Source organism: Microcoleus sp. S13_C3 (genome assembly GCF_036700905.1).
Lineage (GTDB): Bacteria > Cyanobacteriota > Cyanobacteriia > Cyanobacteriales > Microcoleaceae > Microcoleus.
On the sequence record NZ_JAUBPT010000091.1, the window covers coordinates 1 to 18,615 of the forward strand.

Annotated in this window: 20 protein-coding genes and 1 tRNA gene; 12 read left to right on the forward strand and 9 right to left on the reverse strand. The window is 44.4% G+C overall.

Annotation, left to right across the window (positions count from 1 at the left end; genetic code table 11):
* Positions 1-683: 683 nt before the first annotated feature.
* From QUA16_RS22705 to QUA16_RS37015, 4 genes are all read left to right on the forward strand, one after another.
* Positions 684-995: a hypothetical protein gene (locus QUA16_RS22705; protein ID WP_333106019.1), complete on the forward strand. Its 312-nt coding sequence runs from the start codon at positions 684-686 to the stop codon at positions 993-995.
* Between the two features lie 50 nt (positions 996-1,045).
* A complete protein-coding gene (locus tag QUA16_RS22710) occupies positions 1,046-1,552 on the forward strand; it encodes a DUF6444 domain-containing protein (RefSeq protein WP_333106020.1) in 507 nt (168 codons plus the stop codon).
* 404 nt (positions 1,553-1,956) lie between these two features.
* Entirely contained in the window at positions 1,957-2,298 is a 342-nt protein-coding gene (locus tag QUA16_RS22715) for an IS66 family transposase (RefSeq protein WP_333181344.1), read from the forward strand.
* A gap of 56 nt (positions 2,299-2,354) precedes the next feature.
* Positions 2,355-2,909 (forward strand): IS66 family transposase, encoded by a 555-nt coding sequence (locus QUA16_RS37015; protein WP_445252191.1) that lies wholly within the window; start codon positions 2,355-2,357, stop codon positions 2,907-2,909.
* A 7-nt stretch (positions 2,910-2,916) separates the two neighbouring features.
* On the opposite strand, the gene QUA16_RS22725 is transcribed toward QUA16_RS37015, so the two are convergent.
* The 4 genes from QUA16_RS22725 to QUA16_RS22740 all read right to left on the reverse strand — a co-directional run bounded on the left by QUA16_RS22725 (position 2,917) and on the right by QUA16_RS22740 (position 6,001).
* Positions 2,917-3,258, reverse strand: coding sequence for a DUF760 domain-containing protein (locus tag QUA16_RS22725; RefSeq protein ID WP_172187001.1), 342 nt, complete (start codon positions 3,256-3,258; stop codon positions 2,917-2,919).
* Between the two features lie 221 nt (positions 3,259-3,479).
* A complete protein-coding gene (locus QUA16_RS22730; RefSeq protein WP_333106022.1) occupies positions 3,480-4,439 on the reverse strand; it encodes an RNA polymerase sigma factor, RpoD/SigA family in 960 nt (319 codons plus the stop codon).
* 609 nt (positions 4,440-5,048) lie between these two features.
* Positions 5,049-5,846 (reverse strand): RNA methyltransferase, encoded by a 798-nt coding sequence (locus QUA16_RS22735; RefSeq protein ID WP_333106023.1) that lies wholly within the window; start codon positions 5,844-5,846, stop codon positions 5,049-5,051.
* 73 nt (positions 5,847-5,919) lie between these two features.
* Positions 5,920-6,001 (reverse strand) — tRNA-Leu (locus QUA16_RS22740).
* A gap of 292 nt (positions 6,002-6,293) precedes the next feature.
* Here QUA16_RS22740 and QUA16_RS22745 point away from each other — a divergent pair.
* Positions 6,294-7,148: a Uma2 family endonuclease gene (locus QUA16_RS22745; protein ID WP_333106025.1), complete on the forward strand. Its 855-nt coding sequence runs from the start codon at positions 6,294-6,296 to the stop codon at positions 7,146-7,148.
* A gap of 159 nt (positions 7,149-7,307) precedes the next feature.
* On the opposite strand, the gene ald is transcribed toward QUA16_RS22745, so the two are convergent.
* Together ald and QUA16_RS22755 are read right to left on the reverse strand one after the other, a co-directional pair.
* The gene (gene ald, locus QUA16_RS22750; RefSeq protein ID WP_333106026.1) at positions 7,308-8,396 is read right to left on the reverse strand and encodes an alanine dehydrogenase; all 1,089 of its coding nucleotides are present in this window, start codon (positions 8,394-8,396) and stop codon (positions 7,308-7,310) included.
* Between the two features lie 103 nt (positions 8,397-8,499).
* Positions 8,500-9,270, reverse strand: a complete 771-nt coding sequence (locus QUA16_RS22755; RefSeq protein ID WP_333106027.1) for a class I SAM-dependent methyltransferase — start codon at positions 9,268-9,270, stop codon at positions 8,500-8,502.
* 509 nt (positions 9,271-9,779) lie between these two features.
* On the opposite strand from QUA16_RS22755, the gene QUA16_RS22760 reads away from it, so the two are divergent.
* The 7 genes from QUA16_RS22760 to QUA16_RS22790 all read left to right on the forward strand — a co-directional run bounded on the left by QUA16_RS22760 (position 9,780) and on the right by QUA16_RS22790 (position 15,101).
* Entirely contained in the window at positions 9,780-11,318 is a 1,539-nt protein-coding gene (locus QUA16_RS22760) for a DEAD/DEAH box helicase family protein (RefSeq protein ID WP_333106028.1), read from the forward strand.
* Positions 11,319-11,407: 89 nt separating this feature from the next.
* Positions 11,408-11,536, forward strand: a complete 129-nt coding sequence (locus QUA16_RS22765) for a hypothetical protein (protein ID WP_333106030.1) — start codon at positions 11,408-11,410, stop codon at positions 11,534-11,536.
* 102 nt (positions 11,537-11,638) lie between these two features.
* The gene (locus tag QUA16_RS22770) at positions 11,639-12,100 is read left to right on the forward strand and encodes a DUF3598 family protein (RefSeq protein ID WP_333106031.1); all 462 of its coding nucleotides are present in this window, start codon (positions 11,639-11,641) and stop codon (positions 12,098-12,100) included.
* 15 nt (positions 12,101-12,115) lie between these two features.
* Positions 12,116-13,333 carry a DUF790 family protein gene (locus QUA16_RS22775; RefSeq protein ID WP_333106032.1) on the forward strand — a complete coding sequence of 406 codons (1,218 nt, stop codon included), beginning with the start codon at positions 12,116-12,118 and terminating at the stop codon, positions 13,331-13,333.
* Between the two features lie 331 nt (positions 13,334-13,664).
* Positions 13,665-14,384 (forward strand): DUF2786 domain-containing protein, encoded by a 720-nt coding sequence (locus tag QUA16_RS22780; RefSeq protein ID WP_333106033.1) that lies wholly within the window; start codon positions 13,665-13,667, stop codon positions 14,382-14,384.
* A gap of 157 nt (positions 14,385-14,541) precedes the next feature.
* A complete protein-coding gene (locus QUA16_RS22785) occupies positions 14,542-14,742 on the forward strand; it encodes a DUF2281 domain-containing protein (RefSeq protein WP_333106034.1) in 201 nt (66 codons plus the stop codon).
* Positions 14,736-15,101 (forward strand): type II toxin-antitoxin system PemK/MazF family toxin, encoded by a 366-nt coding sequence (locus QUA16_RS22790; protein WP_333106035.1) that lies wholly within the window; start codon positions 14,736-14,738, stop codon positions 15,099-15,101. Before QUA16_RS22785 ends, QUA16_RS22790 begins: the two co-directional genes overlap by 7 nt.
* A 341-nt stretch (positions 15,102-15,442) precedes the next feature.
* On the opposite strand, the gene QUA16_RS22795 is transcribed toward QUA16_RS22790, so the two are convergent.
* The 3 genes from QUA16_RS22795 to QUA16_RS22805 all read right to left on the reverse strand — a co-directional run bounded on the left by QUA16_RS22795 (position 15,443) and on the right by QUA16_RS22805 (position 18,592).
* A complete protein-coding gene (locus QUA16_RS22795) occupies positions 15,443-17,167 on the reverse strand; it encodes a hypothetical protein (protein ID WP_333106036.1) in 1,725 nt (574 codons plus the stop codon).
* Between the two features lie 3 nt (positions 17,168-17,170).
* Entirely contained in the window at positions 17,171-17,746 is a 576-nt protein-coding gene (locus QUA16_RS22800; protein WP_333106037.1) for a hypothetical protein, read from the reverse strand.
* A 285-nt stretch (positions 17,747-18,031) separates the two neighbouring features.
* On the reverse strand, positions 18,032-18,592 hold the full coding sequence (locus QUA16_RS22805; protein ID WP_333106038.1) for a Uma2 family endonuclease: 561 nt from the start codon (positions 18,590-18,592) through the stop codon (positions 18,032-18,034).
* Between the last annotated feature and the right edge of the window lie 23 nt (positions 18,593-18,615).

Sequence of the window (18,615 nt, forward strand, 5' to 3'; positions counted from 1 at the left end):
TCATCCTGAGCCAGGATCAAACTCTCCGTGTTGGATTGTTTTTTTTGGCTTTAATCAAGTTCTTTCTACTCAGCCCTCAAGGCTGGTTTTTTTCCCTTGACTTTTTTCTCGTTGTTTGCGATATTGAGTATCAGCGATGCCTTTACTCTCTATCTTGATTCTTTTGACGAGGTTAATAGTGCTTTAAGCTTTCAAACTATTCTTTTTTCTAGGTTCAGTTTTCTACCTTTAGTTCGTGGTTCAGTGAACCGCTTCCCTTCTGGCGCTTTATTAATGTATCAACTCTCCCCAGAGTTGTCAAGCGTTTTGTGAAAATATTTTTGATTTTTTTTTGAACCTATACACACCAAGGGTTTCGGCTCTTACGTTGCTCTCCGACCTCCCCTGGCTGACTCCTCTTTTAACTATGGGGTCTTTTTTTGGGGAAAGATTGGAATTTGGGGCAGACTATTTCCCGCGCATGGGTAGAAGAACTCAGTGCTTCAACATGATGATGGGCCTTACTTGGAGTATAGGTAAGGCAAAGTTCATTAGTGCCAACTTAAACTTAAGGATGGCATCGCCCTCAACCAGGCGATCGTTCTTAACCTCTACCACGCGATATTAAGCCAAAATCACACTCGCTCTTACTGGGGTTAAAATCAGACTAAGTATGAGGGCGCGTCGAATAGTGATGAAATTTTATGAGCCGAAAACGCCCAGCTCATTCAGGTAATCCAGACTTGGGTCGAGCCACGCAACTACCGGGTCCGCCGATGGCACAAATAGAAGCTCTGCTGTGGAATTGGCTGAGTCTTGAAAGCTTTAAGGCGTCACGCTTAACTGCAGGGGACAAAAAACTGCGCGATGGCGTCCTGCCCCGCAAGCTACGATTGTTGACGTTACCAGTGATGAGGGCAGTAGTATTGAGCTTGGTATACCGCAGGATTTCTGGATTAAGCGAAGTGGTAAGGGTATTAGAGTCAGAAGGATTGCTGTGGGTAGTAAGTAGGTAAGGATTCAGGTCAAAAAAAACTTAAGTGGCGGCATCTGGTAAAATAAACGAATGAAAAAGCCCACAGCCACCAGACAGAAACAAAAAACCGAGATAGAGCAGTTGAGCCAAGCTGAACTGGTAGAAATGGTACTGGGGTTGCAAAAAATCATTGCACAATTGCAAGAAAAACTAGCGATTGCTACGGGAAAAAGTCGAACCACCAGTCAGACTTCTTCAATTCCTCCATCAACGGATCTGATCCAAAAACCAGAGAAACCAACAATCAAACCAGAAGCAGACCCAAAAAAGAAACCAGGCGGACAAACGGGTCATCAGGGCAAAACCCGCAAAGGGTTTGGACGAGTAGACAGAACTGAAATTAGCTCACCCGACATCTGTCTCAATTGTGGCAGTAAAGAATTAAGTGAAGTATTAGACCTCTTGCAAAAAAAATATGTGTTATACTTAAAAGTTTGCTCAAGTTTAGGTCAAACTTTGAATTATTGGGTTGATTGGCATCTCCTTAAACTTGCCGGGCCTGCTAGATTTAAAAATTGTCTAAACTTTCTATCATAGCACAAAATTATTTTGCAAGAGGTCTAATTAACATCCACAGACAGCAAGTAGCAAGTCTAGTCGCAAAACCAATTGAAGTCGTCGAATATCAGACACAATCGTGTAAATGCCTAGAATGTGGTGCCGTAGTTCGAGGAAAACCACCAAGCGGGAATAGTTCATTGGCTTGACTTGAACGTTAATCTCCAAGCACTATTAGTCTGGCTGGGGAATTACGGGCATCTTTCCTATGCCAAGCTGACGCTCGTTGTTGTGGGAACTCGGGGCGATTGAAGTGGGAGTATGAACACTCCAAAAAACCAATCAACGACTAGCAGCCGCAGTCAAACCAGCGCTCACAGCACTGTGGGAATGGGCACCTCTTCAATCAAATGTTCATGTAGATGAAACACCCCCGGTGTGTCATGGGAGTTGAAGAATGGCTATGGACGGCTAGTGGAGAAGGATTCTGTTTATTTCATGCGGCCGATACCAGGGGGCGGGTGGAATTGGAAACCATGCTGGGCACAGAATTTGCGGGAGTCTTAAGCTCAGATGATTTCAGCGTTTATAATGGCGGGAACATCGCAGCCCAACAGAAGTGTCTGGCTCATTTACGACGGCATTTCAAGAAAGTGCTGGGACTTCCCGGCAACAATAATGCAGCAGTCGCTCAAATATTTCTGTCATTAATTGATGAAGCTTTTAGATCCCATGAGTCGGGAGCGAAAGACGAAGGATCGACTCACCTACGACTCCTGGGCTGAGGATTTCAAAATACGATTGAATAAAGCCCTTGCCACTTGGTTGAACCAAGTTGGTTATGCTATTCTATTTGTTGCTCAAATCCTTACGAGATAAGGCAGAACAATGGTGGTATTTTCTGAATGACCCCTCGCTGCCTCCAGATAATAATTTAGCAGAACGTTCTTTACGGCTAGCTGTCACGAAACGGAAAGTTTCTGGTGGCTCTCGTTCGATGAAAGGATTTGAGGAAACTGCTGATCTACTTAGTGTGATTCAAACCTGTCGTTTTCAAGCTCGCTCAGTAATGACTTTTTTCCGTGAGGCTCTTTATGCCCATTCTTGTGACTTGACTATGCCGCTCGCTCATTCCCCTTTTTCAGACCTGAATCCTTACCTCAAATCTCAAATCTCAAATCTCAAATCTCCAATCTCCAATCTCAAATCTCAAATCTCAAATCTCCAATCTCCAATCTCAAATCTCAAATCTCCAATCTCAAATCTCAAATCTCCAATCTCAAATCTCCAATCTCAAATCTCAAATCTCAAATCTCAAATCTCAAATCTCAAATCTCAAATATTAAGCCCCCATCTGGCGAGGGGGGGCTTGACACTTGGATCACTTAAATGTTAATAATCTACTAATCGTCCGAGCCATGTCTCTCACTGGCTTGTATGGACTTTTCAAAAGTCATTCGCTGTTCGGCATTTTTGAGAAAATAACCGCTAATCATAGCCGAGGCGAGCAATCTACCCAAATGTTCGCGACTGGTAGTGACTGTCACCCCAAAGTGTTCCGAAGGCAAATTCCCCAATAGTCCAACAATATTTCGCTCCATTACTTGAAACACTTCGTGAGAAGTCGGCTTAGACAACTGAGAAACTGTGTCGGGAGCCATTGACTGCACGTATTGCCATAATAAGTTGGCATTTTCTCCGTCTTCTTCAAAGAATTCTGGGGATTTATTAGATGAGTTGCTCACGAGGACCTCCGTTTCAGAGACAGCTTGTTATGTTAGACGCGGGCGGTTAAATTAAATAACCCTTATCTGATCGCTGCTGATCTTTATTACTAAGTAATTACTAATGTAGCAGGACAGTCATAGCAACCAAGTGGGCACAACCGAATTAAAAGCGGCGGTTTTTACGATTTTAGATTGGGGATTGCAAGTGGGGGGAACCCGATCGCCAATCCCCAATCTACCTAGCTGGCTAGATAATCGTTGATATCTTGCTTGCGCTTGCGGAGTTTGGTCAAAGCTTCCCGTTCTATTTGCCGCACTCGTTCCCGACTGATGTTTAGACGATCGCCTATTTTGGCCAAAGTTAAGGTTTGCCCGTCTTCTAAACCGAACCGCAAGGCGAGCACTTCTCGCTGTTGCTGAGTCAGTTCCGCCATTAGGTGGTCTAAGTCAGTCCGCAGGGAAGATTGCAGGGCAAAATCTTCCGGGGTAGTACCCGTATCTTCCAACAAATCGCCCAACTCTGTATCTTGATTGTCTCCCACGCGCAAGTCCAGGGAAAGTGGCAGGCGCGCCCGATCGAGATATTCGCGAATCTGTTTGGGAGTCAATTCTAACTCGGATGCCAATTCAGCAGCCGTGGCCGCGCGACCAAGCTGTTGAGCAAGTTGGCGCTGAGCCTTTTTAATTTTGTTGAGCTTTTCGGTGATGTGGATCGGCAAGCGGATGGTGCGACCTTTTTCGGCGATCGCCCGAGTAATTGCCTGACGAATCCACCAATAAGCATAAGTAGAAAATCTGTAGCCCTTAGTCGGGTCAAATTTTTCTACTCCCCGCTGCATCCCGATCGTGCCTTCCTGAATTAGATCCAGTAAATCTACGTTGCGCTTGATATATTTCTTGGCAACAGACACTACCAGGCGGAGATTCGCTTCCACCATTTGGCGCTTTGCCCTTTCCCCCTGCTCGATCGTCCGCTGCAACTGTGCCTCAGACAGACCAACTGCCTGTGCCCATTCAGCCGCCGTCGGGTCGCGGCCTAACTCTTCGGCTAAAATATTTTTCTCCTGATGCAGTGCGGTTGAGCGCTGTACCTGTTTCCCATAGAGTATTTCTTGCTCATGGGTCAACAAGGGAACGCGGCCGATTTCCCGCAAGTAAGCGCGAACAGAATCTGTATCTGAGGACTTAAGAGTTTTCATGAGCTTTTCCCGCTGAGGATCTGTGCCTCTAAAGGTTTGCGGTAGTCGCAAACCCCTAGCTTTAGCTGGGAAGGAAAGCGGGCGGGGACTTGCGCTTTCCTTCCTTTTAAAGAGGCTTAATTTTATGGTAGCTAGCTACTACTCCCAGTCAGCACCGTCTCAGGTTAGGTTTTGGTTGGGGCGAGCACAATACTACGTTATGTTAAGAATCTTAACATTTGTGAGAGCACTTGACTACACTTCTTCATATTTATTTCATACCAGCCTGAACTGTTGATACGAGAGTACCCGCTTTCCTAGCTTTACAGTTGCATCATGTTAAACAAAATCGGCCAAATCTCAGAGGGGGAGAGGGGCACAGGGGGATATGGGGCACGGCTGTTTCATTATCTTGTAGGGGCTGCCCCCCGTCGCTGCCCTGAATATGAAGTTACAGATATTGATGAACCCGCCCCAACAGATAATGACTAATGACTCATGACTAATAACTAATGACCGAAAACATCCAGGAGACAAGCCCCCCGGATTCATCCGTCCAGAAATAAAAAACCTGTATCGGATAAACTGGCCCCCGAATTTATCCGTGGGCTCAATGCTTCAATCTAAAATCTAAAATCTAAAATCTAAAATCGACTGACTTCTTTGCCGTTGAGCTTCATACAAGATGAGGGCTCCGGCGATCGACACATTTAAAGATTCTACGCCACGACTCAGGGGAATTTGGATTTGTCGATCGGCCAAACTCCTCAATTCTTCCGACAAACCAGAGCCTTCGTTGCCCAAAACTATTAGAGTCGGCACTCGCAAATCTACTTCCCAATAACTTAAACTTGCCCCGGCGACGGTTGCTAAAATTTGCATTCCTCGATTCTTATACGCCCCGACTTCGGCGGTTAAATCTGGACTGACTGCCATTGGCAGCTTAAACCAAGCTCCTGCTGAGGCGCGGAGCACTTTGGGATGGTCTAAATCGGCGCACTCAGCGCTCAGCAGCAAACCGTCGGCATTAGCAGCCGCAGCCGTGCGGACGATCGCCCCCAAGTTGCCGGGATCTTGGATTGTTTCTAGGGCTATTCCTAAAGTTGACAATTTTGCGGGATCTGCTGCGGTGCGGGGTGCGGTGGCGACAATGCCGTCGGGTTGGACTGTAGTGGCGATCGACTCTAACACTTTTGCACTTACTAATTCTGTGCGATCGGCTAAATTACCAACTTGCTCCCAAAGTTCCCCGTGCTGATCCAGCCATTCGGGAGTGCAGCAAACCGTTGCTAGCGGGTATTTGGCAGCGCAAGCTTCTTCCAGCAAGTGCGTCCCTTCGAGTAAAAATAATTGTTGTTCCCTGCGTCCCTTCGAGCTGTGCAGCTTGCGAATTTCTTTAACTAGGGGGTTTTGAATACTTGTCAGCATTGTTTAATTCAGCAGAGCGAATGGGGTTATTGCCTGTATCGGGTTAACCCCAAACTTCCTTCTGCCTTGGGAATGCGGAACCCGGGACTTGAACCCGGAAGGCTTGCACCACATGAACCTGAATCATGCGCGTCTACCAATTCCGCCAGTTCCGCATCGGTCACGAATTACTACTCTGCCATACCTCCGCGAATCTGTCAAGTGTTTTGGGGAATTTATTTTTTTCTGGGCAGCGAGTAATATAGCGGTTCTCAAGACTTGTGAAGTACGGGCTTACCAATTCCTAATCCCCAATGCCCCATGCCCATCCGATTTTAGATGAAAATTACTAATCAATTTAAAATCTAAAATCTAAAATCTAAAATCTAAAATTGTCCAATGCCCTATGCCCCATGCCCATTCTGTTACAATTGATTTGGCAGATATTTCTCATCACGTCGGCTACCTATGTCTGAGCCATTAACCCTCGATCCGAGTCAGTTGCCCGATATTAGCAACTTAGTTTTAGAAGACGATACTCCTTTGGACAGCTTCATCAACGAAAAACAGCAGCGGCTGCTGACAACGGTTTTATATAGCGGTGGCGATACAGGTATTACCGTTCCATTCATTGCGGCTGCAAATGTCGGTTTGTTCAGCAGCGTGCGTCTACCGGGAATCGCCCCGGATGTGTTTCTCAGTATTAATATTACTGGTGCTGAGGATTGGTGGGAAAAACAAGTGCGATCGTATTTATTTTGGGAATTTGGCAAACCTCCGGAAATTGCGCTCGAAATTGTTTCCCCAACTCCGGGCAACGAATTGGGCAGCAAGTTAATAGATTACGCTCGAATGCGAATCCCGTATTATGTCGTGTACGATCCGCTACGCGAGTTGAAAGGGAGTACGCTGCGAGTCTTTGAATTGCAGAATCAATCTTACGTGCCCAAAAGTGATGCTTGGTTTCCCGAAGTCGGTTTGGGACTAACTCTGTGGCAAGGTGAATTTGAAAATGTCGGTGGTACTTGGTTGCGCTGGTGCTATGCTAGTGGCGAGCCCATTCCTACAGGCGACGAACTGGCAGCACAAAAAGATGCTCAGTTGTCTCAAAAAGATGCTCAGTTACTGGAGGAACAGGCGCGTACTAAACAAGCATTTATCCAGATGATCGAACTCGGTTTAAGGCTGAAATTCGGAGACGAAGGATTGCTGTTGCTTGAGGAGATTTCGGAAATTTCTGATGTTGGAGTTTTGCAGGCGATCGCATCTTATATGCCAGCAGCCAACAACCTCGATGAAATCCGGCAAATCTATCAACCCTAATTTTACAACAAGGTTCGTAGTAACTCACATCTTGCGCCCTTCTTAGGAACGGGCAAGATGCCCATTCCACAACAGATCAAGTTGCTTGTGGAGGGGCGTCCCGCCCGGGCCCAAATATAATTTTAGATGCGGGATAGCTTACTTAAAAAAAATGGGAATCTAATCAGCCAAATCGGGGAAAACCTCGCGCACGGCCGGATGCACCAATCGGTGATTCTGCACGTTCAATCCCTTCGCCAAACTCGGATTCATTTCCAAAGCTTTAATCCCGTTATTTGCCAACTGCAAAACATAAGGCAAAGTGCTGTTATTCAAAGCCTGAGTTGCAGTCCAAGGCACGGCACCGGGCATATTCGGCACGCCGTAATGCACAACTCCTTCCTCAACATAAGTAGGATTTGTGTGAGAAGTCGCCCGCAAAGTTTCCACGCAGCCGCCTTGGTCAACGGCTACGTCAACAATCACAGAACCGGGGTGCATCTTGGCAACAAATTCGCGAGAAACCAGAATAGGAGCTTTTTTACCTAAGACCAAAACCGCACCGATTAACAAATCAGCATCGGGAACAACTGCTTCAATTTGCAAAGGACTGCTGTAGAGGTATTCTACTCTGGAACCGAACAGAGTTTCCAGGTAGGCTAGGCGATCGACATTTACGTCTAAAATTTGCACTCTCGCGCCCATTCCTACAGCAATTCGCGCTGCTTCTGTGCCGACAATTCCGCCGCCCAAAATCACAACTTTACCCGGTCTTACCCCCGGTACACCACCCAAAAGTACGCCCCGGCCACCTTGCTGTCGTTCCAGAAACCGAGATCCGAACTGCACGGACAAACGCCCTGCAATAATACTCATCGGCGTTAGCAGCGGCAATTTTCTGTCCGGGAGTTCGACGGTTTCGTAGGCGATGGCCTGGACTCCGCTGCTGATTAAATGTTCGGTTAATGTGCGATCGGCCGCCAAGTGCAAATATGTAAACAGCAACTGCTCTTTTTGAATCAGCGGATACTCAGCAGGCAGCGGTTCTTTAACTTTAACAATTAGTTCGCGCTTCCAGACATCGGAAGCATTTAAGACAATCTTAGCCCCTGCTTGAACATAGTCCTCGTCCGCAAAACCGGCCCCAGCACCAGCATTCGTTTCCACAAAAACTGTGTGGCCTTTGTCCGAACAAGCCCGGACACTTGTGGGGCTAAGCCCGACTCGAAACTCTAAATCCTTGATTTCCTTGGGGACGCCTATTTCCATCTATAACCTCTAATCTCAGGCATACGTAGATCGAATCTAACCTAAAAACCATCCCCAGCGGGACAATACTCTTGTAGATTTTAGATTTGGCAATCCGGCTGGGCTAGGATAATTTTTGTGGGATTTTCCGCCAGTGCGATCGCAATTTCCCAAATTGAGCGTTTTCCATACAGTCGATCGTCTTTTTAGCTTGTTCCAACTGTAACTGTAGCTGTTGAATTTGATATTGGTAATTCTGCAATTCGGAATTGGCTTCCTCCGAGGGAATTCGCAGTGCCGTTTCCCCAGTATTTTTCCTGATTGCAACATCGTGATAGCCTAGGGTCTGAAAGGCAAAAAATACGAGTTCCCAGTTATTCGCAATACAAAACTCATTGACTGCTTTCGCCACACCGTAAGGCATCACCTCGCATACCGACCAATTCGTGTAATCGTTAAAAACCATCATTCCTTCGGCTTTAATTTTTGTGTAACCTTGCTGAATATCTTTGCATACACCTTGATATTCGTGGTCGGCATCGATATATATCCAGTCAAAATACTCGTCAGGAAAGCTCCTTAAAATTGTCGAAGAATCCCCTTCGTGAAGCTCTACCGTTCCATTTTCTATCCCTTCTTGAACTAGACTTTTTTGTTTTGTGCTTATTTCTGCTTTGAATAAATCAAAATTATAATCGATCAAATGCAGCTTTTTGGGCTTGGCAATAGCGAGAATTTTTTCCGCAAAGCGGCCGTATTGAGTGCCCACCTCAGCCACCACACTATCTTTCGGCAGATATTCCAATATCTTTAATCGACTTTCAACAAAGCGACAATTCTTAACGTGACAATCTTGAAGCATGGGGGCCGAAAGCAGGAATGGATTGTCATCCAAATTATTCCACTTCTCGTTATTCCAGTCCTTAGTCGCTTGTAAAATTTTTTTTTGTATTCGATAAAATCAAACATATTATTCCGATGATAATTGAACTCGAAGCCCTGGGGAAAATATCTAATCAATACCAAGCATTGTATAGTCAGTGCCTACGTTTTTTTGCCAATTCAGAAGCAATGACTAAAGTACCTACTACATTTTTGACATTTTTGACCTTTGGCCAATTTGGTCTGCTACAAAAAATTCTATGGTCATCCTCTTTGATTTTTGAACGAGATTTTTTGTAGAGGAACCTCGGATGCTGTATAGAAGGAGAAAAGAAAGAAATATTGACCTTGACAAATCCTGAAAGGATTACTATTTAATTTTAAGTTACCCCTATTTTAGATTAAAATACATTAGGGTCTAAGAGATGTGATTAAATAATAGCTGATAGAGAGTCTGCTGTCAATGTATTTTATCGATCGCCTATAATTTAACAGGCTTGCACTCAGCGGGTCTTAAAACAAATGCCACGGATACCTACCTTAACATTCGATCGCGGAACGCTGCTGCTACACCCGCCGCCCACAGGCAGAGACTGGGTGGACTTTGCGACATGGGACGATCGCGTTGAAAAATACCGCATTCGAGCCATTCACTACCGCCCGCTGGTAGAATGCCTCCAAGCCGAGTGCATTCACTTCACGGACGAAGCTAGGGCATACGAACTACTCGAACTCGTACCCAGCGTGGAAATGCAGCCTTACCCACATCAAGAACAGGCCCTCGTAGCTTGGCAAGAAGCAGGAAGCCAAGGAGTAGTCGTCCTTCCCACCGCTTCCGGCAAAACTTATCTGGCACAATTAGCCATGCAAGTCACTGGTCGCAGTACATTAATTGTAGTACCAACTCTCGATTTAATGCACCAGTGGTATGCTAATTTAAAAGCAGCTTTTCCCGACATCGAAATCGGATTGTTGGGCGGAGGTTCGCGGGACAAAACGCCAATTTTAGTCGCAACCTACGACAGTGCAAGTATTCATGCAGAAACCTTGGGCAATAAATACGGTTTGCTGGTTTTTGACGAATGCCACCATTTGCCAACGGACTTTTATCGAGTAATTTCCGAATATGCGATCGCGCCTTTTCGACTCGGACTGACAGCCACACCCGATCGCACAGATGGCCGCCACAGCGATTTGCATTTCCTGATCGGCCCGACAGCTTTTAGTAAAAGACCAGAAGATTTGGCAGGCGATGCTTTAGCCGACCATAAAATAGTTCAAATTATGGTAAAACTGTCACAAGAAGAGGGAGCTCGCTACGCCGAATTAATCAACATTCGCAACGACTTCTTAAAACAGTCTAACATCAAAATATCCAGCCTGGATGGTTGGAAACAGTTTATCATGGCAAGCGCGCGATCGCCCCTGGGACGGCGCGCCATGCTAGCCCACCGCCAAGCCAAAGAAATCGCCCTTTGTACCGAAGGCAAACTGCGAATCTTAGCCAAAATACTAGCAGAACACTCTCCCCAGCGCACCCTAATCTTCACGGGAGACAACGCCACAGTTTACCGAATTTCCCAAGAATTTCTCATCCCCACAATTACCCACCAAACCCCAGTCAAAGAACGCCACGAAATCCTCGATCGCTTTCGCAGCGGCGAATACAAAACCCTCGTCGCTTCCCACGTTCTCAACGAAGGAGTGGACGTTCCCGACGCCAGAATTGCTATCATATTGTCAGGCACCGGCAGCGAACGCGAATACATCCAGCGATTAGGTCGAGTTCTCCGCAAAAGCAGCGATGTAAATAAGTTAGCAATTCTCTACGAAGTCGTCACCGAAGACACCAGCGAAGAAAGAACTTCTCAACGCCGCCGAGGAGGAATGCAGCCTCACAAACCCCAACCACAAACAAAAATAGAACCGCCAAAGCCTGAATATCAGAAATTAGAAACTGTCAAACCGACACCGATTTACGGAGTCAACCGGGAGACAACCAAAAAAGCAGCAGAATCACCCGCAAAATGGGGAGAAGACAATGATGAAATTCCCTGGTAGCAAGCCTAAACTATTTCTAAACACTTTCTTTCTCTCTCTTCCCTTCGCGTTGTTCGCGACGAAGAACATCCCAACGCCGCCGAGGAGGAATGCAGCCTCACAAACCCCAACCACAAACAAAAATAGAACCGCCAAAGCCTGAATATCAGAAATTAGAAACTGTCAAACCGACACCCATTTACGGAGTCAACCGAGATGCGACTAAAAAAGCAGCATAATCACCCGCAAAATGGGGTGAAAAAAATGATGATTCCAAGGATGATTGAAGATTACCCAATTAGTGTATACTCTCAATATTAACTAATTCAAATTACCTAACAATGAGCGAGACTGCACAACTAACTAACTTTAAAATTTTCCCCAAACATACAGGAGTTTGGGAGGGAGACTGGACAATACTCGATGCCGACTGCAAAGAAACCCGGCGTTTTACAGCAGTGGTAACCCAGAAAATAGTTGATAACGAGTGGAGGCAAACTAACCTTCAAACTTATGCCAATGGTCAGAGTGAAACCCAAAAGTTTGTGGGTTATGTTGTCGGCGAAGGTCAAGTGCAAATTGAAGGTCGCGACTCGGTTTTTTCCAACTACAATACACTAGCGACAGAAGTTGGAGATGATTTGATAATTTTTCAAGTATGGGACAAAGCAACTGGCTTGATGAGGGCTGTTGAAACAATCCATCTTGTCAGTTCCGATCGGCGAATTCGGACTACCCAAAGCTTGACAGAAGAGGGAAAACTTAGGGGAGTCATGGTGATTGTTGAACAAAAAATTGAGTAAAAGTTTTCACTGCTTATGTTACCAACTGATTTATTAAGTCACCGCCAAAACGGAGAATCAATTATTCCTCTCCGCCTCAAGATAGATGCTAAAAACTTAGAAGCAGCTACCGAAATGATCAACTGCTTTCAAGAGTCGATCGGCAAAACCCAAGGCGAGCTCGACGGACGCTTGCTAGAATTAGAAGGCGACAGCCCCGATTATCGGCTGAAACGGGGATTAGCGCACCTGCTGAAAGGCGGTTTCTGCACCTTGGAAGTCATCAGTCCCCTAGAACCCTCAGAGTTGAGACAGCGGGTTTTTGCCTTGTCCGCGCGATCGACTCCCAGCCCTCAATCCACTCAATTAACCCTGGAAAAAGTAGCAACTGAACTCAGCCAAGAGTTAAACAGAGAAGTTTTGCCTCACGAAATCACTACAGGTTTATACGCGGATTTAAACGAAAACAAAATCCTCACTGAGTTTAATGCACCAACACCCGAAAACTTGCTTCACAAATACAATCTTTCTCAAGTTCAAGGCATATTTTACCGAGCAAGTCAAGTCCAATTAACCGCCCACCGCAACGATCCAGGAGAATACAAACTCTTATTTCGCTATCTGAAACTATTTCAATTAATGACTTACATCGAAGGCGATGCAGACCACGGTTTTACACTGACAATAGACGGCCCTACAAGCTTATTCAAACCCAGCACCCGCTACGGCTTAGCCCTCGCCAAAATGCTGCCCGCACTGCTGCACGTCACCAAATGGAGTATGCACTCGACACTGCACACAAAAGATCCTTTTAGTGGCGTTTTGAAAACAGGTAAATTCACCCTAAATTCCGACTGCGGTTTAGTCAGCCACTATCCCCCTGGCAAGCCTTATGATAGTATGTTAGAAGCAGCATTTGCTGAAAGATGGAATTCCACAAAAACCGAGTGGCAACTAGAGCGAGAAGTAGATTTAATTCCGATTCCAGGTAGTGTGATGATTCCCGACTTTCGGTTAGTGCATCCCGACGGACGAGTATTTTTATTAGAAATAGTTGGCTATTGGCGGCCGGAGTATTTGCAAAAGAAATTTGCCCAAGTACAGAAGTCAGAATGCGACAACTTGATTTTAGCTATTTCCGAACGGCTGAATTTAGAAAAAGCCGGGGTGAATGTAAATGACGTGCCAGCAAAAGTAGTCTGGTTTAAAGATAAATTGTTGCCCAAATCAGTCCTCGAAGTCCTCCAAGAGTAACCAATCCGCCCATCTGTTGGGAACTTCTTTCTTTCTCTCTCTCTGCGCCCTCTGCGCCCTCTGCGGTTCAAAAAAATCCTCCTCAAAAAATCTCGCACATTCCCAGCTATACTAATACCAATTTTTTATGAGGCTGCATAGAATCCGATCCCCCCTAGCCCCCCTTAATAAGGGGGGGACAAGATTCCGATCAAAGTCAACTCCTACTCCCCAACAATCAGGGGGATTTAGGGGGATCGAGATATGTGCAACTTCACATTAAATTGGTATAAAATGGGAATTCACCCAAATCCTTGCCACCGCATACTCTCACCCTAAAACTGATTGAAAAATGGCAGACACAAGTATTGTCGAAAGAATCAAAAAACTTTTAGCCCTAGCCACCTCATCCAATGAAAACGAATCCACTGCAGCAGCCGAAAAAGCTTCCCTTTTACTGGCACAGTACAATCTCAGCCTCGCCGATTTAGGGCCAAATCACCAAGAAGAGATTGACGAAAACTCCGTTGAAACAACATCCAAATTTGTCACTTGGAAAATGATGCTGCTTTCGGGAATTGCCGACGCTAACGGTTGTACTGCCATGCGAAACACTTATAATGGCAGTATGTTGTTGGTGGGAACTTCTACAAACCTGATTGTTTGCAAACATCTGTACGAGTATTTGAGTTCTGCGATTGAAAAAAGGGCTAAATACCGCAAAGGAAACGGCAGGGGGTTGGCGTATCTGAATGCTTTTCGGGTTGGATGCGCGACAAGGTTGAGACAAAGATTGTTGGAACAAAAACAGGAGATGGAAGAGTCGGGGATTCCGGGTTCGGGGGATGTGGCGGCGACTCCAGGGATTGTAGTGCGATCGATGTTTGAGAAAAATCAACAGGCGATCGCCGATTATCTAGAGGGCCGAGGGGTTAAAATTAGAACGAGAACAGATTCTCAAGTCAGCAGCGAGGCGGGTTTTAATTCGGGGTATGAAGTGGGCGACAAAATTAGTTTGCACAAGCAAGTGCAGCCGCAAGGGGGTATGAAACAACTTAATGAATGTCTTTGAGTAGGAGGTGCGATTCTGGGATGACTTATCAAGAAATTATAGATGATTTTCGCTATCTCATCCAACAGGATACTTGGGCTTGCTTGAGTTTCGCCGCTTAACGGTAATTAGATATAGAGCGTTATAGTTAAGTGAATAAGATACATAGGGTAAAAACATGACAGTTTACGATCTAACTATTGCTAAAATTAGCCAATTGCCGGAGTCACTTGTTGAAGAGGTGAATGATTTTATAGACTTTTTGCTCCTCAAATACAACAGTGAATTGCCACAGCTTACTGAATCAGACTTTTCTGACTATTTAAAGAATTTAGAAGCCTACGAAGAAAAGTTAGCCCGTGGAGAGATTCAATGGTAGCAGCTTCATCAGTAAATCCAACATATACAAGAGGAGATGTGGTGTTATGCGATTTGAATCCGGTAGTTGGTACGGAGCAAGGTGGTATAAGACCTGTTGTCATTTTACAGATTGACCGTGCTAATGCCGTAAGTCCTCATACTATTATTGCACCGTTTACTACAAAGATTCGTCGCGCTCTTTTACCTTCTCATGTATTTGTTCCATCTGGAGTTGGGGGTTTAAATCAAGATTCAGTAATACTTTGCGAACAGATTCGAGTCATCGACAAATCTAGGGTGATTAGGCTAATCGGTCATTTAAATGAAAATTATATGGATGAGCTGGCAGTAGCCCTACGCGTGATTTTAGGTTTGTGAGCGATCGCTTTTAGTCATTTTCAGGCATCTCGCTATTGCATCTTATATGAGACTTCTCCCGAAAAGAAATGGTTTGCCACTCGTTCTTAAATTCTAATATAATTTTACCCTCAACAAACCTGAGCCAACTTCGGGAATATATAGAAAAACATCCATCCTATACCCAAAGGCTATTGGGCATAGACTACGACCAACTAATGGGACTAATTACGCACGCATAAAATATCCATAATCATTATCCCCCGCGCCGCATCAATTTCAGCATTGGGGCGGTTAATATCTTGGAGTTGCAAAGCCGATTGCCTACGAACTACCACACGATCTAATTATTGTATCTTCTGTTAAAAGGAAATCTCACCTTTATCAAACTTTGTTTGAAGTTTTTTCTTTGCGGCTGTGGTAAGCTTTAGACGAAACGCCATATCGTCTATGTCACAATAGATTTTGGGATTTCTATCGCTGATCAATTTATCAATAGTTGTCTGCTTGATACTGGTTCCCTTGAAAGCCTTCGTTAGTTCGGATTTATTGGCTTTATTGAGATTAATAGGAAATGCCGTTGCTGTAGGATTTGGTTTAGGTATAGGATTGGGTGTGGGTGTGGGTATCGGCGGGGGAATAACCTTATCTGATTTGATAAATTGAATGTTTTTAAGTTCTAACTTTCTTTGCAGAAGAGGTGGACAGGAAGGAGCAATCATAAAAGATATATCTCCCGGTGTCCCATCAGGTTTGAACTTGGCATCTTCTAACCATTGATTAAACGTTTCTAAATGGCTGCTCAACAGTTCATAGTTTTTAGCTTCCCCAAAGGCTCTAGCAACGCAGTGGCCGTTGTGCAGTAATTCTACATAAGAGTCGAAGGCATGACCTGCAATCACTGTTGTAGTTGAAACTGCCGATAGAGTGTATGATTTCTGGTTGAGATAACTTCCCCACTTTTGTCTACACTGGGATTCTACTAACTGTCGTGAATTGCCTTCAAATACCTGCTCTGGAGCTTCTTTAAAATATTTTTCATGTATTTCTAATACAGCCCCAGCATAGTCTCGACAAAACTCCCTCAAAGTATTAGCAGGATTCAATGGTATATCTTTGATTTCTTGCCATGCTTGAGCAAAATTTTTATATCCCTTATAAGCCCCTTCAATACGCTCATCAATTTTCTTTCTAATCAGTTCAAATTCATTGGTATAACCCTTATTTAGATTTATAACTGAGTCACCTAAAAGGCTTTCCATGACAGAATCTTCAGTAATAAAACTTTTTACGTTATCTGATGTACCGACTAAGTAAATTAACAGGTTAATCTTTGAGCCAAATTTGTCTTTTGCCCTCCTAATCAATTGTTTAAAAAGCAGTCTAGTTTCTTGAATTTGATTAGGAAATGGTGCTAAAGCATCTAATTCATCGGTGAGATAAACAAAACTAAAGTTGGGATCGACGGCTGATACTTCGGATACTATATAAAAGAAAAACTCTTCAAGACTATCTACGCTATCGGCAATATACGTTTTAAATTTGTTGCGAAATGGCATTATTCTTTTGGCACCATTAAGCTGATTGACTTGAGTATCAGGTAAATAATCTCTCAAAACTTGTTCAGCTACATTTTTAACTGATGGCAAAAGATTTTGATTGTGTAACAATTCATAAAATGTATGAGCTAAGATATGGGAGTAAAGTTTTTCCCTAAAACTCTCTTCCAGAGGTACATCAGAGAGTTGAAACTCGACGACTACAGAGTGATTCTGATAGGTTGATTTAGTTTTAGTTAATTCATGCAAGTAAGTTAACAACGAGGTTTTACCACTACCAACTAGGGCGGCAACGAATCTAAATGTAAAGTAGCCGTCATCAAATGTATGACTTAGATCGTCCTCAAGAAGCTGAGTTAGATTAGATATTTGCCGCCCCGACAAACTTTTGGCTGTAGATCCTTCACCCGTTGACCCTGGAAGTCTAACAACGCGCTCTATTCTAATATCATCAACAAAACCTATGGCTGACTTTACTTGCTGAAGGAAGTCTCTTATGTACCTTTTTTTTCCGGCGTCTTCTGGCATGGCTTACTCTACCCACTGAATAAGTTCATCTTCTTTTTCAATAACTGCAAAAACTTTGCCAGTGGATTTAAGCAAAGCAAAGTTTTTATTCAAGTTTGATTGAGATACATCGTTTTGTTCCAAAAATTTCTGACAAATTTCTCGGCTGCGAATAGCAACTACCCCTCGTAACTCTTGACGCTTTCTTTCTTCAAAATAAAGAGCCTTAAACTTTTCTACAAATTTCTCAAAGTCCATCTCTTTACCACCCTCGGAAGTCTGAGAATCCCCAACTCCGACTTGGCAGTAACGCCAAAGAGTATTTATAAGTTTCGCTCCTTTTGCTGAATCAAACTCATACTTACTGGTTTGCAAATTAGCAGCTAGAACTTTCTTACCTTGCTCTGTCACGAAAAGCTGACCCTTTTTAGGAGATTCGAGCAATTGCTTCTGACACAAAACATCACAGATAGCATTCGCATCCTTCTGGTATCCTTTAGGCAAATGCTGTTTCACATCGCTTTTAGTCGCCTTACTATCTTTTGAGTAGGCTACTGCGTAAAGCAAGTAAAGCAGTTGTTCGGTAGAAAGCTCGATCATAAGTTCCTCTTGTCCACTGGTACTGGGCTGAACGTGGATGGTACTTTAGAGAATACCACGCCTCATACTCCTAAAGCAGTCATATTGATTACTTAATGGTTGGGGACTTGCCAAGTGAGAGCGAACAATTGGCAAAGGTTGAGTCTGTAAGCGACAGTTAAATTTTACTAGAAGCGATCGCCCTGATCCGGTGTTAAAGATTGCGACCCGTCAGACAAAGATTTTTTTGGGATTCGGGTGCACTTCTATCATCAGCTAATCAGTACCAGAGGCGATCGCCCTCAATCAATCAATCAATTCCGCCTCTTCAAAAATCTGTCTAGTCGTCAACTCCAAACCAGGCAGCAACTCATCCACAATCGGTGTATTATCCGTATAAACTTGACTAGAACCATCGGGGAAAAAACTTTTAATTAAAATAGCTTCTGGATCAATCACCCAAACTCGCGGAACGCCCGCCGCCAAATAATCTTTCACCTTCTCTTCAAATTCCTTCATACTTTGATCCGGCGATATAATCTCAATCACCAGTTCAGGAATTGCGGGACAAGCTTCATTTCGCCGCCAACTTTTCGGCAGACGTTCATAAGAAATGTACGTTAAATCGGGAACAGGTACCCAATCTTTATCCTGACGTTTTAACAAAATTGCCCATTCTGGAAGCACTCGCCCGCGTCCTTTACACCATACACGAATCAGGAGACACAAAGAACCCTGTAAACTGGAATGAAAAAATTTTGGAGACACTTTAGGAACTGCTTCACCATCTACAAACTCACAATATATATCTCCGTCGGGCAAAGCTAGAAATTCTGCTAAAGTGAGTTTGGTTCCCATGCCTACCATGACTCCCAGCCCTCTCGCTAATT

Coding starts and splice junctions, on each gene's coding strand:
- QUA16_RS22705 (WP_333106019.1), top strand. CDS start 684: ATGAGCCGAAAACGCCCAGCTCATTCAGGTAATCCAGACTTGGGTCGA.
- QUA16_RS22710 (WP_333106020.1), top strand. CDS start 1,046: ATGAAAAAGCCCACAGCCACCAGACAGAAACAAAAAACCGAGATAGAG.
- QUA16_RS22715 (WP_333181344.1), top strand. CDS start 1,957: ATGGGAGTTGAAGAATGGCTATGGACGGCTAGTGGAGAAGGATTCTGT.
- QUA16_RS37015 (WP_445252191.1), top strand. CDS start 2,355: ATGCTATTCTATTTGTTGCTCAAATCCTTACGAGATAAGGCAGAACAA.
- QUA16_RS22730 (WP_333106022.1), bottom strand. CDS start 4,439: ATGAAAACTCTTAAGTCCTCAGATACAGATTCTGTTCGCGCTTACTTG.
- QUA16_RS22735 (WP_333106023.1), bottom strand. CDS start 5,846: ATGCTGACAAGTATTCAAAACCCCCTAGTTAAAGAAATTCGCAAGCTG.
- QUA16_RS22745 (WP_333106025.1), top strand. CDS start 6,294: ATGTCTGAGCCATTAACCCTCGATCCGAGTCAGTTGCCCGATATTAGC.
- ald (WP_333106026.1), bottom strand. CDS start 8,396: ATGGAAATAGGCGTCCCCAAGGAAATCAAGGATTTAGAGTTTCGAGTC.
- QUA16_RS22760 (WP_333106028.1), top strand. CDS start 9,780: ATGCCACGGATACCTACCTTAACATTCGATCGCGGAACGCTGCTGCTA.
- QUA16_RS22765 (WP_333106030.1), top strand. CDS start 11,408: ATGCAGCCTCACAAACCCCAACCACAAACAAAAATAGAACCGCCAAAG.
- QUA16_RS22770 (WP_333106031.1), top strand. CDS start 11,639: ATGAGCGAGACTGCACAACTAACTAACTTTAAAATTTTCCCCAAACAT.
- QUA16_RS22775 (WP_333106032.1), top strand. CDS start 12,116: ATGTTACCAACTGATTTATTAAGTCACCGCCAAAACGGAGAATCAATT.
- QUA16_RS22780 (WP_333106033.1), top strand. CDS start 13,665: ATGGCAGACACAAGTATTGTCGAAAGAATCAAAAAACTTTTAGCCCTA.
- QUA16_RS22785 (WP_333106034.1), top strand. CDS start 14,542: ATGACAGTTTACGATCTAACTATTGCTAAAATTAGCCAATTGCCGGAG.
- QUA16_RS22790 (WP_333106035.1), top strand. CDS start 14,736: ATGGTAGCAGCTTCATCAGTAAATCCAACATATACAAGAGGAGATGTG.
- QUA16_RS22795 (WP_333106036.1), bottom strand. CDS start 17,167: ATGCCAGAAGACGCCGGAAAAAAAAGGTACATAAGAGACTTCCTTCAG.
- QUA16_RS22800 (WP_333106037.1), bottom strand. CDS start 17,746: ATGATCGAGCTTTCTACCGAACAACTGCTTTACTTGCTTTACGCAGTA.
- QUA16_RS22805 (WP_333106038.1), bottom strand. CDS start 18,592: ATGGTAGGCATGGGAACCAAACTCACTTTAGCAGAATTTCTAGCTTTG.